Source organism: Alcaligenes sp. Me129 (assembly GCF_050487245.1).
Taxonomy (GTDB): Bacteria; Pseudomonadota; Gammaproteobacteria; order Burkholderiales; family Burkholderiaceae_B; genus Alcaligenes; species Alcaligenes phenolicus.
This window is the reverse complement of record NZ_JBKQGX010000009.1, coordinates 48,702-63,367: the sequence shown is the minus strand read 5'-3', so window position 1 is coordinate 63,367 and position 14,666 is coordinate 48,702. Positions and strand designations below refer to the sequence as shown.

The 14,666-nt window shown below is 53.8% G+C and carries 16 protein-coding genes; 3 read left to right on the top strand and 13 right to left on the bottom strand.

Annotation, left to right across the window (positions count from 1 at the left end):
* Positions 1 to 24: 24 nt before the first annotated feature.
* Entirely contained in the window at positions 25 to 807 is a 783-nt protein-coding gene (locus tag ACLPGZ_RS11405) for a 3-hydroxybutyrate dehydrogenase (RefSeq protein ID WP_060186460.1), read from the bottom strand.
* Between the two features lie 653 nt (positions 808 to 1,460).
* Positions 1,461 to 1,925, bottom strand: coding sequence for a helix-turn-helix domain-containing protein (locus ACLPGZ_RS11400; RefSeq protein ID WP_429641339.1), 465 nt, complete (start codon positions 1,923 to 1,925; stop codon positions 1,461 to 1,463).
* A gap of 5 nt (positions 1,926 to 1,930) precedes the next feature.
* Between ACLPGZ_RS11400 and ACLPGZ_RS11395 the strand changes: the two genes are divergently transcribed.
* Positions 1,931 to 2,260 (top strand): hypothetical protein, encoded by a 330-nt coding sequence (locus ACLPGZ_RS11395; RefSeq protein WP_429641337.1) that lies wholly within the window; start codon positions 1,931 to 1,933, stop codon positions 2,258 to 2,260.
* 236 nt (positions 2,261 to 2,496) lie between these two features.
* Complete coding sequence (locus ACLPGZ_RS11390) at positions 2,497 to 3,288, top strand: hypothetical protein (RefSeq protein WP_429641335.1); 792 nt, start codon at positions 2,497 to 2,499, stop codon at positions 3,286 to 3,288.
* Between the two features lie 168 nt (positions 3,289 to 3,456).
* Here the strand turns inward: ACLPGZ_RS11390 and ACLPGZ_RS11385 are convergent, their stop codons facing one another.
* From ACLPGZ_RS11385 to ACLPGZ_RS11340, 10 genes are all read right to left on the bottom strand, one after another.
* Positions 3,457 to 3,696, bottom strand: a complete 240-nt coding sequence (locus ACLPGZ_RS11385) for a hypothetical protein (RefSeq protein ID WP_429641333.1) — start codon at positions 3,694 to 3,696, stop codon at positions 3,457 to 3,459.
* Between the two features lie 666 nt (positions 3,697 to 4,362).
* The gene (locus tag ACLPGZ_RS11380) at positions 4,363 to 6,675 is read right to left on the bottom strand and encodes a phage/plasmid primase, P4 family (protein WP_429641331.1); all 2,313 of its coding nucleotides are present in this window, start codon (positions 6,673 to 6,675) and stop codon (positions 4,363 to 4,365) included.
* Entirely contained in the window at positions 6,662 to 7,234 is a 573-nt protein-coding gene (locus ACLPGZ_RS11375; RefSeq protein ID WP_429641329.1) for a hypothetical protein, read from the bottom strand. The genes ACLPGZ_RS11380 and ACLPGZ_RS11375 overlap by 14 nt, the downstream gene beginning before the upstream one ends.
* Positions 7,231 to 7,464, bottom strand: coding sequence for a helix-turn-helix domain-containing protein (locus ACLPGZ_RS11370; RefSeq protein ID WP_429641327.1), 234 nt, complete (start codon positions 7,462 to 7,464; stop codon positions 7,231 to 7,233). The genes ACLPGZ_RS11375 and ACLPGZ_RS11370 overlap by 4 nt, the downstream gene beginning before the upstream one ends.
* A gap of 307 nt (positions 7,465 to 7,771) precedes the next feature.
* Positions 7,772 to 8,992 (bottom strand): tyrosine-type recombinase/integrase, encoded by a 1,221-nt coding sequence (locus ACLPGZ_RS11365; protein WP_429641325.1) that lies wholly within the window; start codon positions 8,990 to 8,992, stop codon positions 7,772 to 7,774.
* A 559-nt stretch (positions 8,993 to 9,551) separates the two neighbouring features.
* Positions 9,552 to 10,061 carry a PIN domain-containing protein gene (locus tag ACLPGZ_RS11360; protein WP_341669067.1) on the bottom strand — a complete coding sequence of 170 codons (510 nt, stop codon included), beginning with the start codon at positions 10,059 to 10,061 and terminating at the stop codon, positions 9,552 to 9,554.
* Positions 10,045 to 10,800, bottom strand: a complete 756-nt coding sequence (locus ACLPGZ_RS11355) for a hypothetical protein (protein ID WP_429641322.1) — start codon at positions 10,798 to 10,800, stop codon at positions 10,045 to 10,047. The genes ACLPGZ_RS11360 and ACLPGZ_RS11355 overlap by 17 nt, the downstream gene beginning before the upstream one ends.
* Positions 10,801 to 11,103: 303 nt before the next feature.
* Positions 11,104 to 11,352, bottom strand: a complete 249-nt coding sequence (locus tag ACLPGZ_RS11350; RefSeq protein WP_429641320.1) for a hypothetical protein — start codon at positions 11,350 to 11,352, stop codon at positions 11,104 to 11,106.
* The gene (locus tag ACLPGZ_RS11345) at positions 11,345 to 11,920 is read right to left on the bottom strand and encodes a lysozyme (RefSeq protein ID WP_429641318.1); all 576 of its coding nucleotides are present in this window, start codon (positions 11,918 to 11,920) and stop codon (positions 11,345 to 11,347) included. Before ACLPGZ_RS11345 ends, ACLPGZ_RS11350 begins: the two co-directional genes overlap by 8 nt.
* Positions 11,917 to 12,348, bottom strand: coding sequence for a hypothetical protein (locus ACLPGZ_RS11340; protein WP_429641316.1), 432 nt, complete (start codon positions 12,346 to 12,348; stop codon positions 11,917 to 11,919). The genes ACLPGZ_RS11345 and ACLPGZ_RS11340 overlap by 4 nt, the downstream gene beginning before the upstream one ends.
* Before the next feature lie 152 nt (positions 12,349 to 12,500).
* On the opposite strand from ACLPGZ_RS11340, the gene ACLPGZ_RS11335 reads away from it, so the two are divergent.
* Entirely contained in the window at positions 12,501 to 13,790 is a 1,290-nt protein-coding gene (locus ACLPGZ_RS11335; protein ID WP_429641314.1) for an ATP-binding protein, read from the top strand.
* 53 nt (positions 13,791 to 13,843) lie between these two features.
* Here the strand turns inward: ACLPGZ_RS11335 and ACLPGZ_RS11330 are convergent, their stop codons facing one another.
* On the bottom strand, positions 13,844 to 14,653 hold the full coding sequence (locus tag ACLPGZ_RS11330) for a hypothetical protein (protein ID WP_429641313.1): 810 nt from the start codon (positions 14,651 to 14,653) through the stop codon (positions 13,844 to 13,846).
* Positions 14,654 to 14,666: the final 13 nt, after the last annotated feature.

Below are 14,666 nucleotides of genomic sequence, written 5' to 3'. Positions count from 1 at the left end.
CTACAAAACACGCTTTGACAGCAATTAGCGAGCCGTCCAGCCACCATCCAGACTTAGTGTCGTACCCGTCATTTGGTCTGCGGCGGCAGACGACAGGAACACAGCAGCACCGCCCAATTGTTCAGGAGTCACAAACTGCAGGGAAGGTTGTTTCTCAGCCAGCAGCTCGCGTGCGGCAGCTTCAATATCAATCCCTTTTTGCTGGCTGATAGCTTCGATCTGCTTTTCCACCAAGGGAGTGCGTACCCAGCCCGGGCAGATTGCGTTGCAGGTAATACCCTTGCCAGCATTTTCCAGTGCGGTCACTTTGGTCAGGCCCACGACACCATGCTTGGCAGCCACATAAGCCGATTTATTTACCGAGGCCACCAGACCATGTGCCGAGGCGATATTGATAATCCGCCCCCAACCCTGCTTTTGCATGATGGGCAAGGCAGCCGCTGTGCCGTGGAAGACGGCTGACAGGTTCAAGGCAATGATGGCGTTCCATTTATCCACCGGGAATTCTTCGATAGGCGCGGTGTACTGAATACCAGCGTTATTGACCAGAATATCCAAACCGCCCAAGGCCTCTGCCGCCTTGGCAATAAAGTCACGCGTGGCCTGTGCGTCGCTCAAATCAGCATTCAGATAATAGGCTTTGACACCAAACTTGGACTCCAGCGTGCTGCGCTCGCGCTCGATATCTTCAGGCTGACCAAAACCATTGATCACCACATCTGCACCGGCTTTCGCCAACTCGGTGGCCATGGCCAGACCGATACCACTGGTCGATCCTGTTACGACCGCTTTTTTACCTTTCAGCATAGATACCTCGTGAGTATGGACAACAGGGAACTGAAACCCCAAGTGTACTCGCCGGCCTGCACTGCCGGGAAATGCAATGAGCTCGTTTTGTCCGCAATCATCAAGGCTTGCAAAACAAGGCCAAACACCATCGGACCACGTACTAGCGCATTACCCCTAGAACTTCGGCCTGCGCGGGGAAAAGTCGGCCATACACAATGTTGCGGATGAGTTTTCCGAACATCGGCCGCGACTGACACTTTTACCTTAACGTTCTTATGTGACAAAACAGCAAATAAACCATGCTGAGGGAGCAGGACGATCAAACCAGCAGAAAATAAAAAAGCCCTTGAATAATCAAGGGCTTTCAAAATTCTAGGTGGCGGACAGGGTGTCTGCCATAAATCAAGCACCCATGCTAGCTCCCAGCAAGCGATATATTCTTTTCAACCATTTATCCACCATATGGATAAGCGTCTTCTTCATCTCACAAAAGCAACACTGACCACGAATAGGCAGCTAACCTCGACCGTGACCAACGCACCCAACAATACCCCCCCTACTGGAGTACTCGGCCCGCCATTCTACATTCCGGCAAATATCAATTTTTTGTCTCGGTACCCTTGCCCATAAACAGGTTCCCTAAGTAAAACGACAGTCCGACATCAGTAATGCTACGACTTGTCTGGATCCGGTTCGAGATCATGCAACGTTGCATAACGAATCCGCGCACGCTCACCGAGTATGCGACGGCGTAATGCATTCGTTTCTGGCTTGGCAAGCACAAGATGCTGCCTGGCCTGCACGGTTTCTTGCCCCTGCACCTGTACTGGAGTAGACGATAGTAATTCGGAAGGCAATATACCCAAAGCCTCAGCGAGCACCCCAATAGCATCAAGGCTCACATTCGCACCGCCAGTCTCAATTCGACTGAGGTAGGTACGTGCGTAGCCACAAAGGTCAGCAAACTCCTCTTGCGTGAAGCCTGCGGCTTTGCGTAGTTCACGTACTCGGTCGCCAAATTGTTTGCGGAGGCTGATATGCATCCGTTGAGTGTCAATCAATGTCAACCAATCGGTACACACACTAATCGTGACATGTATACTGATCGTGACATTCACTTCACGAAGCAGGAGCACTCAATATGAAGCACCTAATCTTAGCTTTGGTTCTGACCGTACCCACAATAGCGAGTGCGCAAGGGATTGACTTCGGAGCTTTACAGCGGGGGCGACAACAAGCTGAGCGTGATAATTATTTGGATCGGCTAAGTCAGTACGATCCAAATGCAGCAATGTATGAGCAACAAAGGTGGGAGCAACAGGAGTACCAAAGGCAACTGCTGGAACAGCAACGACGACAGAATGATTTACTTGAACAGCAGATTCGAAACCAAAGCATCCATATACCCCAAAACCGTACTACCGATTGTCAGCCTAATGGCTACGGTGGGTTTGTCTGCTCAACGAGGTAAAGCAATCAATGAATACCAATATTACAGACGCAGAGTGCGCCCCACTGTCTAACAAGCAAGTAGTGCCGCTCTCTGAAAGTACGCTCTGCAGCAATCATAGTCGCCACGCTTGTTGTAATCACCCTATCTGGTTGCGCAACCTCAACAAATCGCAAGGAAGTTAGTCTACCGGTAATCCCTCCATCTGCAATGAAACTCGATATCAATACATTAGGTTATGCGACTCGAATAGATTTATGAAATCAAAAGAAATCATACCAATCTTAATATTAATCTTCCCCACAGAAGCATTAGCCCGATGGAGCACAAGAGAGCTTACAGAAGATACGGAAGGGGGTGGTTTTATATTATTAATATTTCTTTGTGTTTTTCTTATTAGCTATCTATACAAAATCTTTCTCAAGTCAAAAACACAAACCCTGTCCTTCAAAGAGGCCACCTTCATTACAGTTCCAACGGTATTAATAAATTGTTTTATAGGCTTGGCTCTGGCTGATGATGGATATGGCATTAATTCTACATGGATTAGAATTAAGCATATTTCTGTTTCCACTTTTAGTGAAGGACTCGGAGGTTACTTAATTCTCTTGTTCGTCGTTTGGGCCATATATACTTTATATACACTGGCAGCCAAAAAGAAAACAGGATCAAAATGGGGACGGATTTTATTATTCAGTACGATTCTCCACTTTTCCATGATGTTAGTTTTTTCACTAAAAAACAATCCAGAACCAAATAGAACAAACGTTTCTTATCTGTCCACCAACAACAGCACCAACTTGTGCATCAATCTCTCTAGTGGAAAAATCGTACTCACAAGTAAAAACTACACTCACCCAATGGATCCAAAGAAAACAAAAATGAATCTTGTTATCTTTCTTCCCACTGGAAGCTCAGAAATATTTCTGGGTGGCGGGGTAATAGTTGAAAACTCTTCATTATTCATTTTTTGGGCAGATGGAACAACAACCCGCCTTACCCAGAAAGAAGCATCAAATAGTTACAAATGCAACTTTCAAGGAAAATAATAAATTAAGAGCTAAGCCCCAGGAAAATCCATCCCCCCCTAACTAGAGCATATGCAGAGACTGACCGAACAGCAAGAAGAAAAATAAGTCATTTCAGTCACGTTACCTGCCAACTCACAATCACTCCCCGCATCTAGCTCGAAATCTCCATCTATAACCGCCTGATGTCTAACATCGATAACGGCGGCCGAGCCTGCGCGCCAACTGCACATCACTCATCACTCGGGGATAGTCCCGAGCGATGCAGGCCTGCACGCTGCGGTCAATGACGTCCAGGGCGATGCCTCGACCCAGCGCGTCGTACACCCCGTACATGATCTGATCGGCCCGAGCAACACCCGTCAGTTCCCGCCGCCAGCGTCGTAGGCAGCGGTACTGCTCGACACGCTCCGGCGTACACCACTCCACGTTGTACCGGATCCGGTCGAGCGTCGCAGGATTAAGCCCCCGCCTCCGTGGCGGTGCGCTTCGTACAGGCCTCCACGGCTCTGCATCCACTCGTAGGCAAGCCAGATAGCCGACCTGCCCATAGCGCCGCACTTCATCGTACCGTGTCCGCAGCGCGGCCCGCACTGCCACGAGTGGGGGGCGCTTCCTGCACTTGCCTTTGAGCCAGTCATAAACCCCATCCAACGACGTAAATGGGCCAGGGGCGGTGGCGTCCTCCAAAAGCCAATTCAAGAGTGGTTTTTGCATAAGTACAATTTGATGGATTAGCACAAATTGAGGCGATTAATTAATACATTTTGCTCTGATAGAAACTGACAGAACCCTGATTTTGTAATAATCTATAGGTTATTGATTTTAAATACTTTCTGACAAAACTGACAGAACTTTCTCTTTTATGGTTTATAAAAAAAATAATATATAGAGAAACCTTTCAGAAAAACGCAATTTTCTGTCAGTTTTGTCAGACACCCCCTAAAATCTGCGTCATCCTGCATAGCGTCTGCACGGCCTTAGGACAGTTTACGGACGCCCCCGCACCGGGATGATTCAAAAACGCTGTTCTGATAAGCCAATATACGGTTTGAAAAGACACACCCCACTCGTGGGTGGGGGCGTGTCCGGTGGTCAGAAGCCGTGCAACGTGACTTTGAACAGCCACTCACCCTTCGATCCGCGCGTTTCCTGAACACCACGAGCGCGTAGCTCCTCGTAGAATGCCTGGCGCGTGACAGAGCGATCCCCCGAGTAGGCCTTGAAATTGGCGAAGACTTCGGCCCTCGACGTACCGCCCGCGTACCGGGCGATACGGTCAGTCATCCACGAAAGCATGACGTCCTGGTCGGAGCGGTAGGCATCGCTCTCTGCCTTAACCGACTCCGGCGCCGCCAGCCCCTGCCGCTGCCACTCAAGGCAGCCACGAACCATCCATGCCAGGATGCCCGGCGCTTCGCGCTTGAGACGGCTTTCCAGTGTATGGTCTGCCAACCCTTCATCGTCAAACCTTCGCAGCAGCGAAAGCACCGCCAGGCGGCGCCACATTCCCGGACTGTTGTCGCGGACTTTCGGGCGGTGGTTCGAGCGGAAGAACAGTTTCGCTGTGGGGTTAAACTCGAAGGGCGGTGCGTTCAGTGGACGGGCGCTAATCCGCTCGGTCGAGACCAGGACCTTCACGCGCTGGTCCGACAGCGTCGCCGTCGTGTCCGACTCATTCACCGAGACCAGCCGAGCGCCACGAGTGACGGCCAGATCAGGGCTTGTCACGCTGGCCACCTTCGGGGCGATCAGTGACACGTCGGCCTGCTGCGCGTACGATCCCATGACGTGGGTAATCACGTTGGCCAGAACGCTTTTGCCATTCGCGCCAGGGCCGAACACGCACAGCATCTTTTCCTCCTGCACCGATCCAGTAAGGATGTAGCCACACCAACGCTGAAGGTACTGCTCAAGGTGCGACTGCGGAGTGCCACTCACGGTGAAGATATCCCGCACGAATCGCTCCCACTCGTAGGCCTTCGCGCCGGGATGGTAGGCCACACCCGCGCGCCGTGTCTGCCCTGCGCCCGGATTCCCTGCTTCGAGGGCGCCGGTCCGCAGATTCACCTGCCCGTTTAGCACGGCCAGAACCCAGGGATCGGCTTCCATGCACGTCTCGTCGGCGGACAGGTCGTACAACAAGACCCGTGTTGAATCGATGACGTCCCGTGCCACCGAGCGTCTGAGCAAACGACGGGCGGCTTTGAGGTCGAAGTCAGTCCTGGCCCCTGCTACTTGGGCGATCCACTGCTGTGTGAACTCGGCCAGCAAGGCTTCGACAGGTGCAAGACCAGGGTGCCAGTACGTGCCGCGCCACGTCAACCACGTCTTGGCCGGGACCTCGTAGCGCACGCGGCCTGCTAACCAGGCCACGAAGCGGCACGCTGCGCCCATGTCGGTACCAGCCTCGGCGCACACGTCCGGGTCATGGCCTGCCAACCAGTACAGCGTCGCAGGGGTGACAGCGCCCCCCACTCGCAGTGAATGCCAGTCTCGCCCCCACGTCGAGGCATCGAACTTGCTGCCCTGTTCTGACCACGATCGTGCCAGTTCCTCGCCACATACCCAGACGTGGGCTTTGATGGCCATCAATACCCGTAGCCAATCCTTGCGAGGCAGGTCAGGGTCGATGCGCGACAACGCACGCTTGACCTCTGCGATGGCGTCTGGTGTCTCTGGCCTGCCCACGAAGTCAGCTAGGTCCACACCCCCATCCACCAGCCCTTGCCCCCCCACACTCGTGGCCGGAGATGCGGGGACGGCCTGCACTGTGTCCACGTCCAACGGAGGAGCATCGGCGTTCTTCAGCGGCAGCGGCTGCGCCGATTCAGTGGGCAAGAAGGCAATCTGTCCTGCCTGCTGCTGCGACGGGTCAAACTGTACTTGCCCTGACCATTCTGGATGGTCGGCCTGCCATCGACGCTCAATCCACGCCGCGACAGCCTTGCCCTCGTCCGGCGTGATGGCTCGAGACAGGTGCAGGCAGACCCGGAATCTGGGGGCTTCCGGTGCATGTGACGCCGTGGTCCAACCAAACATAGGCGCCAGACCGCGTAGGAAGGCCGCCAAGGGCTTAACGGCATCCTTGGCGCACTGATCCACGTCAAGCGCAAGAACGGGCCAGGGCAGCGCGTTCTCTGCTTTCCTGGTGCCATTGAATGGGCAGGCGATCCAGGGCAGCGTCCTTTTATCGCTGGCGGTGACTGGATCAGCAGCGCGCCCGTCGTGGGCCAGCACGGCGTCCGCGAAGGTTGCGAACGATGGGGCTTGCCGCTGTACTGGCTGTACATCCTTGACGCCGCTACCCACGCTGTAGGCGATGGTACAATTTGGGTTCGCCCCCGAAGGAGTGCAGTCAGCGGCCACCGCCCCCACGGTGGCCGTTTCCATTTCAACGATCGTCATCAGCTATCCCCTTTTGTACGGCCTGAACCAGCAGGTCCAATGGGTCGAGCGGCTGTACCGTCTCGCGCAGCACGCCCAGCGCGTCGCCGCCGCTAACCACAGCGCCAGCCACGACGCGGATTTCTTCCTCACACTCGTGGGCAATGTGCTCTACGATCTTCACAGCCGCTTCGAACACAAAGGGCGCACCAGACAGGCCGAAGCACTGAAGGCCGTCCGCGATACGCAGTGCGCTACCGTCGTCGCTGTAGAAACGAAGATGCTCGGCCATGCCGCAGCCCACCAGTTCGATGGCACGTTGGTACACGTCCAAGACGTCGCACCCTTCCACCTCACCAGAGCAGAAGTCATCAGTACGGCAGATCGGGTCCTGATCTGGGTCTACATGGCAGATGGCATGCCAATTGCGGCAGAGCTGGCGTGCGATGCGCACGTCAGCGACGGTGTAGCCAAGCCGACGCAGTACGACGGCGCGATAGGCGGCTGCCACCGCCCCCCCAAGGGGGGAGGTAAAGCCAACGCGCTCTAGACGGGCTTTGCGAAGGTAGGCGCGTGTCATGCCAGCACCTCCGTCGTGTCACCAGACAACAGAGACTTCACATGGCACAGTTGCACATAACTTGATCGATTAATCTTTGTTTTCTTGAGCTTGCCTGCTGCTATCAATCGGTGAATGGTAGCCTCGCTGCGGTTAAGCAACTTGGCCACTTCGGATATCGTCAATGGGGTTCGATCACCAAGAATGGCAACTTTACTAGCAAGAGTGGCGGTAAGTATTTGTGGATTCATAATGCGCAAGTCCTCGGTAGGATCGCACTGCCCTTTTGAGGTTGTATGGGCAACACGAGACTACCCCCAGATTCACCGGCTTGACGGCGATTGCTTGCGCCTAGTCTGTTTTCTTCACTATGGACGGGGGGAGAAAAATCCACAGTTTTCTACAGGAGGCACCCACAGCGTGGGCAGTGGGGTTACGCTCCCCTTGCGGTTCTCAGTGCATAGCATTGCACTATGCTTTTTTTAGGCTATCCTAAGCCGCATAGAGTGTCAACCAACTGTTCCGCCACCTCATAACGCTTCCCGGCCGATCGCCAAATCATGCGAGCCCCATCCACGGTGCAGCATAATCGCCCCACTGCTGCATCAACTCCCGACGCCGTTCAAGCATGTCACTGCGTTGATATGCAGCCTCAACAGCATCGCCCACCGAGTGCGCCAGGGCAGCCTCGGCCAGTTCCCTGTCCTGTCCTGTGTCGGCACACCAATCGCGGAAAGATGACCGAAAACCATGCGCCGTCACGCCAGGTGTTAGTTTCGTGAACGCCATGTCCGAAAGCACGCCCCCCTTACGCGGCGACGGAAACACCAAAGCTTCAGGGTCGAAATCCACAGGCCGCACTACATCAAGAATGTCACAGACCTGACGGCTCAATGGCACACGATGCGTTCTGCCGGCCTTCATACGATCGGCAGGCACAGTCCATAACTGCTGCTCAATCTCGCACCAACGCATACCCCGCACTTCCCCCGACCTTGCCGCCGTCAGAATAGTAAAAGCCAAGGCCTGGGCAGTGATGCCCTTATGCTCAGACAGGGCCAGCATAAAGGCGGGCAAATCCTGCCACGGCATTGCGGCGTGGTGTCCGCGACGGCCCCCAATACCAGGCCGCCTGGGCAACGCAGGCAGCGCGGCTTTCAGCTTCGGGGTCAGGCGCGCGGGATTCTGTAACGTGTCGGGGCGCCAGCCATGCGCCACAGCGTAATCTAGGACAGCAGCGATACGCCCTCTAAGACGAATCGCTGTTTCCTGCTTGATTTGCCAAATAGGCTCAAGAACTGCCACCACGTCTGCATGTCCAATAACACTACACAGCCTATTGCCGACAAGGGGATATGCATATTGCGTGAGTGTCGCCCGCCACTGCTTAGCGTGTTTTAAATTACGCCACCTGCTTTCATTAGCACGTATGCAAGCCTCGGTTGCCTGCTTGAACGTGCGTTCATGAGCCTGCGCTTCAAGAGCGTGTTTGCGAGCTCGTATTGCTTCATCACGGAGAGCCTTGGGATCAACCCCTTGACGAGCATCATTACGCAGTTCCATAGCCTTTTCGCGAGCCTGGGCCAGAGTCACAGCAGGATAGCCGCCCAGCCCGCGCTCCACGCGCTTACCTGCAATCACCGTGCGCAATGTCCAAGAAGCAGTGCCTGTCGTGGACACTCGCAAATACAACCCCGTTGCACCGCCCACGGCGAACGCACCAGGCACACCGCGCTTAGCGAGAGACTGCACTTGCAGGGCTGTGAGTTTTTCCACCATTTTTTCCACCACTCTAAATGCGCTTTAGTGCGTTAAATTGGTGGAAATTGTGCCGCTCCTGACTCGTAATGTCTAGGATATATAGGGGCGTGTGAGGTGAGTTTGGCGGAAAAGAAGGGAGGGGTGGCGGACAGGGTGGGATTCGAACCCACGGTACGCTTGCACGTACGCCTGATTTCGAGTCTTGCCGCATATAAACCAAAGCAAACAAAACCCTTATTTATCAATACCCTCCGTCGCTATCCGATTTTTCTTTGATATGAATTACCTTGGTCTTGTGCCTCTTATGGTCACAAAAAAGTCACACCACGATATATATAGCCCGCAATAGTACGGGCTTTTTTGTGCCTGGAGCTTATCTTAGGTTGGCATTCAGAACCATCTTCGCCCAGTCTTGGAGTCCATTCACTCGGTCTGCCCAAACACGGTACTGTTCTGAGGAAACTGTCATGGCAGGCACAATCTGGGGGGATAATGCCTGTCATGGTCTACTTACGGATGCGGACTTTTGTCCGAAAAAAGCCACATCGTAGGTGGCTTGTCCGGGATTCTGCGTAAGTTAAGGCTGATCACCCATAGGCTCGAGCGGTATTAAATTCTGCCTAGCCGAATCGGGAAGAGTTAATTCGTCTAACGCACGGGCTCTCAGTCCTATAGAGATGGCCTCAGCACGAACCTCTTTGTCTTCGGAGATTATTTCTTTGGCCGAGTGGTTTTTTGCAATAGCAATAACCTGCCGGTCAATTTTAATTTTCTGCCAAGCATCTAAGCGACCGGCCCTCTTGCTGCCGTTCGATATCGCGTTCCTATCGATGAGAGCGCACTCATATGCAGCGCGTTTGTCAAACGGGGCAAGCACAACGCTGCTCTTTCTTTCTAGCGCAGCAAACCAAGCCTCTGTTGCGTCACCAAGATGCACTAAATACTCGGCCAAACAAGGAACGGGGATAATGATCTTCCCGCGAGCATCCGACACCGTTTTAAGCAGCTCGTCGAGACGGGCTACATTATCTGGGTTATTTCGAGACGACCAAGCAACCAAGCAGTTCGCATCAAGGGCTACTATCATCCAAGCCTCTTATTTTTTTCCATAGTTCATCGGCGTCCTTGACGTCACTCCAGCCGTTACCTGGAATGGTTGCAAGCTCGCGAAAAACATCATGAACGCTATCAGAATCCAAATCCTCAATACGATCGGCATAAATCCTATTGGGCTCCCATACCCCTTCTTTTGTGCGTTTCCAAGTCCCATGAACATAAACACGAACAGGCCCCAGCCGAAACCGAGTCGCAAGCTCTCTCGCTAATGCCATGTCACGGACAGTAACGGTCTCTACCTTCCCACCGTAAACTTGCAATCTTACATGCGCTGTGTCATCGGCCCCAGCAATACCAACAACTGTTCCGTCAATCTCACCGTTGTCGTGGATGATTATTTCACGTACATCATCGTTCGCAGCCTTCCTGGAATCAAAGCTAAGGATGACGCTTTTTTGACTATCAATAATGTCGCCTCTTGCTCCATCCTTTCGCATGAGGTTTTCGATCTTCTGGTAGGCAGAATGACCCGGGGCCTCGTCATTAACCGCTGACAACAATCGCTGTCGAGTTAATCCCATATGCTCATTGCAATCGCGGGCGCGCATAACTACGCTGCCCTGAACAATTCCAGCGAACTTTGGCGATGCCCCTTCTCCCATCAGGGCCGCAAACTCTTTCATGTATTCCGCGAGACGAGACATATCCAGGGTTTTCAAAGAAACCCCTTTGATATGCAAAGCGAAATCCCAGTTTTGTCGGGCGGCCATGGTCAGTGCTTAATAATATTTAGAAAACGCAGTAAGTGCAGTGTATGCGACTTCTACAATTTTGGGGATGGCTGTTGTATGTACTCTCCCACCGCCCTTCCCAGATCCGGGGCACGCAGCCTGCGCCCATCTGGCGAAGCAAAGTACTCCTGCTTGAACTCCTTCCGGGTAGGGCGCTCCATGCGGCACAGTCGCTCCCAAGTCTCAGCCTCCGTTTCCACATAGCGCAGCACCCGGACTGGCGTAGTATCTATCTCAGCATCAGAGCGCCACTGGAACGGCCTCTGAGCGGCGGCGCAGTAGCTACCGCCCGTTAGTGTCGCGCATCCGCTTACGAGCGCGATCCCGCACAGCACCATCATCCAAGCGCTCAATCGTTTCAGCTGCATCACGTCCTACCTCCACTGCGGCCATGTCCGCCTTTGTTTGTTTCTGCTCTGCCTGGGCCTTGCCTTGGCGCCGTCCGACATGCAACAGCGCCAGAGCGGCAAGGGCCAGGCCGCCCAGCAGGCTCAACCAGCCTGCCACCTTTCCCCACAGTGCTTTAAACAATGGCGGCTCCTACCCTTATGGCCTCTTTGCCTGATGAGCCTTTGAAGCGCATTTGATCCGCAGCGCGTCTCCGGCGCAGGCCCAGCAGCACCTTGCCGCCTGATTTGTTCCAGCGCGGGAATTGCTCAGCAGCGCCGGCCTGGTCACCGGCATTGAACAAGCGCACCAGCGTGGACCCTTGGAATGCGGACACGCCAATGTTGTAGGCCAGATCCACCATGGCATCGAGCTGAGCCTGGGTCGCAGGACGAGTCAGGGCTTTCAGAACACCAGGCACGAACTCACGGGCCAGCCGGCGTTGCAGACGTTGGTCGGCTTCTGCCTGGGTGATACGCAAGCCTTTCACCACATCTGGCCCCGTGTCTCCCCAGCCGATAGTCCATACTTTGCCGTCAGCATCCCAATAAGCCTCCAATCGGCAGTTCTCGAAATACTGAAGGATGACCAGACCGTCAGGGGACATTCCGATAGGCAGAGACTTCTCTGGTTCTGGCGTGGCCTGTTCCACCTTCTGCGGACGAAAAAAAAGGGCCAGCAGGCCCGATACCAATTTGAACAGCGCTCTCATTCCGTTTTCCCTCCCATCGCGCCCTCGCGCAGTTCCGTCATGACTTCAAGCAGGTCAGCCTTTCGCCGCTTGTCGAAAAAGTTGAACGCCCAGCGAACCACAGCCCAGCCTGGCAAACCACATGCGAACGCCAACCCAAGCATGGCCACCAAGCCCACCGGATTGTTTGCCCAGTGATGCAGCTCATACTGTTGGATCACAGCGGCGCCGCCCGAGATCGAGGCCACCACTGTACTGATCACACCCACAATCCACTCAGACTGCGTACGCGGCCGCAAGATGCACATCACCACCAGCGTGGCTAGGCCCGCGCCAATGGCACCCATCCCGGCAATCCCTCCCATTGCTTTCCAGACGGCCAGGCCAGCCGCCGATGTCCCCGTGCTTGTTGGTTCCAAGTCCTTCCCCTTGTGTAATACGGTCGGCATGGCTGTCTCCCGTGATGCGCTGCAAAAGCAGCAGACGTAAAAAAAGCCCAGATGATTCAGGGCTCAACAGAAATATCAAAAAACAAAACCTTCGCCTACAATGCAATCACTCTGAACACAATTAGTCTTATTTGCTCACGGGACCTCTCTTCATGAACAATTTTATTAAAAAAGCTGAAATCTGGACGCCAACCGGTGGGGGAAAAGCTTTTGTTTCTGGCGTGCACACCAAGTTAATTAGAGAAGCGGCATCACGCCGAGGAGTCCTGATAGAGAGGATCGACAATAAAACCTACTTTCTATCACACGAAAATAAATCCGTGCTCTTTGTCGAGCACCTTCCTGCGTTGACTAGCGCTACGTGCAGGGCCGCATCCCACGACAAAAACACAACAAAAATCTTCCTTGAGCGAGCAGGAGTCAAAACACCCATGGGGAGTGTTTTCTCACCCAGAGCGATGGACTCAGCCCTTTCTTACGCGCAACAAATCGGTTTTCCAGTTGTTATTAAACCCATTCGAGGCTCAGGAGGAAAGGGGGTCATTTCTGACATTCAAAATGAAGAACATTTCAAATTGGCTTGGACTGAGGCCGGCTCTACCGTCAGATGTATTGTTGAAAAGCACATCTATGGCCGTGACTATCGAGTCTTTGTTGTCAACGGTCGATTTGTATGTGCCGCCTTGCGCATACCCGTAAATATTACCGGGGATGGAAAATCAACGGTGTCAGAGCTCATACAGCAAAAAAACAAACAACGCGAAGATAATCCATATGTTGGAGAAAAACAGATTCAGATAAGCGGGGAAATGCTCAGAAATCTGCAAAAATTAGGCTTTAACAAAAGCAGCATTATTCCTGCTCAAATGAATATTCAATTACTCCCGGTCGCCAACATCGGTACTGGCGGTGATAGCAAAGATGTAACGGATGAGGTGCACCCAGGATTTGCCGAGATTGCGATTAAAGCCGCGCACTCAATCCCTGGAGCCTACTTTGCAGGGGTAGACCTGCTGGTTCCTGATATATCGGTCTCACCTGATGAGCAAGAGTACGCAGTCTGCGAAATAAATACACGATGCGATATAGGCCTTCACCACTTTCCGGTATTTGGCCCCGCTAGGGACGCTGCCGGGGCTCTCATAGAATCGATCTTCCCGAGCGCAAAACCAATCCGCCCTATCACAATGAAAAAAGTGCAGCTGACATTACAGGGCCAGGTGATCGGCGTAGGAATGCGCCAACGCATCCAGCGTATTGCAAGTCTCTACCATCTCAAGGGGTGGGTGCGAAATGAGGGCAGAAAAGTTTCTGCCCTCATTTGCGGCAGCGAGTCTGCGGTAGACAGAGCAATACTATCGTTGGCCTCAAGCCCATCTACGTACGTCAGCAGTGCCGAATGGCTCGGCACCCCACCGAATAACTTTGAAGTAATCCAATAACTCACCAGTCGGCCCGCGTGAAAATAAATTCTACCCGCGGGCTGCTACGCCACTTAGCCGCCTATTTGATACTTGCCCATCAGAAAAGCCTCAATAGCACGGCGATAGCCTGCGTGTTCGGCCCACCCCAGGTCAATGCTTAGCGCCCCGGTCATACCGAACAAGCCGCGGGCGCCACGGAAGTAGGCGCGCTGGTTTTCCCCACCCTCATACCCGATCTCCAGTGGTCGTTTATCACTTGGTGCCGCTGCAACCTCTTCGCCGTTCACAAAGATACGCAAGCCATCACGCGTAGAGCCAGTGAACATGACCAGCGCCGGTTCTGACAACGTATAAATATTGAGGCCGTTGTAGCTCAGTCGAGCGGGATTCTGGACACTAATTCCATATTGGTTGTACGTGCGGATTGTTGGGCTCCCAAAGTCTCGCGTGAAGTCAACACGCAGCCCGATTAGGCTGAGGCTATTATCCTGCCCGCGCAGCACGCAAACGCTGTCAACCCCACTCCCCCCGTCAATAGGCTGTGGCATACAGACCGTAAATACCGACCATTGCGTCGGGTCGATAGCGGGCGCGACAGCATCAGATTCGATTCGTAAAGTTTGACCAGAAAGCATCTGGAAGGCGCTGGCGCCGTTTGGGAATTGACTGACCACCGCAGGCGTCGCTACATTCGGGTACTTGGAGCGAGCGGCAGCACGATTTCGTACCCAGCCCTCATCCACGTTCATGTAGTCCGGATCTATCAGATCTACCCATCCCGGCACTGCCCCCATTGCCGCCCCTTCAGGGGTGCGCTGAATGGTGGGCAGGCCGTTTGTGTTTTCGAGTCTAACGCCATTGATGCGTTGATAACGTAGCATTTTTTGCTCCTGA

What these genes read in the sequence shown, in the direction of transcription:
- ACLPGZ_RS11405 (WP_060186460.1), bottom strand. Translation starts at nt 807, where the DNA reads ATGCTGAAAGGTAAAAAAGCGGTCGTAACAGGATCGACCAGTGGTATC.
- ACLPGZ_RS11395 (WP_429641337.1), top strand. Translation starts at nt 1,931, where the DNA reads ATGAAGCACCTAATCTTAGCTTTGGTTCTGACCGTACCCACAATAGCG.
- ACLPGZ_RS11390 (WP_429641335.1), top strand. Translation starts at nt 2,497, where the DNA reads ATGAAATCAAAAGAAATCATACCAATCTTAATATTAATCTTCCCCACA.
- ACLPGZ_RS11380 (WP_429641331.1), bottom strand. Translation starts at nt 6,675, where the DNA reads ATGACGATCGTTGAAATGGAAACGGCCACCGTGGGGGCGGTGGCCGCT.
- ACLPGZ_RS11375 (WP_429641329.1), bottom strand. Translation starts at nt 7,234, where the DNA reads ATGACACGCGCCTACCTTCGCAAAGCCCGTCTAGAGCGCGTTGGCTTT.
- ACLPGZ_RS11370 (WP_429641327.1), bottom strand. Translation starts at nt 7,464, where the DNA reads ATGAATCCACAAATACTTACCGCCACTCTTGCTAGTAAAGTTGCCATT.
- ACLPGZ_RS11365 (WP_429641325.1), bottom strand. Translation starts at nt 8,992, where the DNA reads ATGGTGGAAAAACTCACAGCCCTGCAAGTGCAGTCTCTCGCTAAGCGC.
- ACLPGZ_RS11360 (WP_341669067.1), bottom strand. Translation starts at nt 10,061, where the DNA reads ATGATAGTAGCCCTTGATGCGAACTGCTTGGTTGCTTGGTCGTCTCGA.
- ACLPGZ_RS11355 (WP_429641322.1), bottom strand. Translation starts at nt 10,800, where the DNA reads ATGGCCGCCCGACAAAACTGGGATTTCGCTTTGCATATCAAAGGGGTT.
- ACLPGZ_RS11345 (WP_429641318.1), bottom strand. Translation starts at nt 11,920, where the DNA reads ATGAGAGCGCTGTTCAAATTGGTATCGGGCCTGCTGGCCCTTTTTTTT.
- ACLPGZ_RS11340 (WP_429641316.1), bottom strand. Translation starts at nt 12,348, where the DNA reads ATGCCGACCGTATTACACAAGGGGAAGGACTTGGAACCAACAAGCACG.
- ACLPGZ_RS11335 (WP_429641314.1), top strand. Translation starts at nt 12,501, where the DNA reads ATGAACAATTTTATTAAAAAAGCTGAAATCTGGACGCCAACCGGTGGG.
- ACLPGZ_RS11330 (WP_429641313.1), bottom strand. Translation starts at nt 14,653, where the DNA reads ATGCTACGTTATCAACGCATCAATGGCGTTAGACTCGAAAACACAAAC.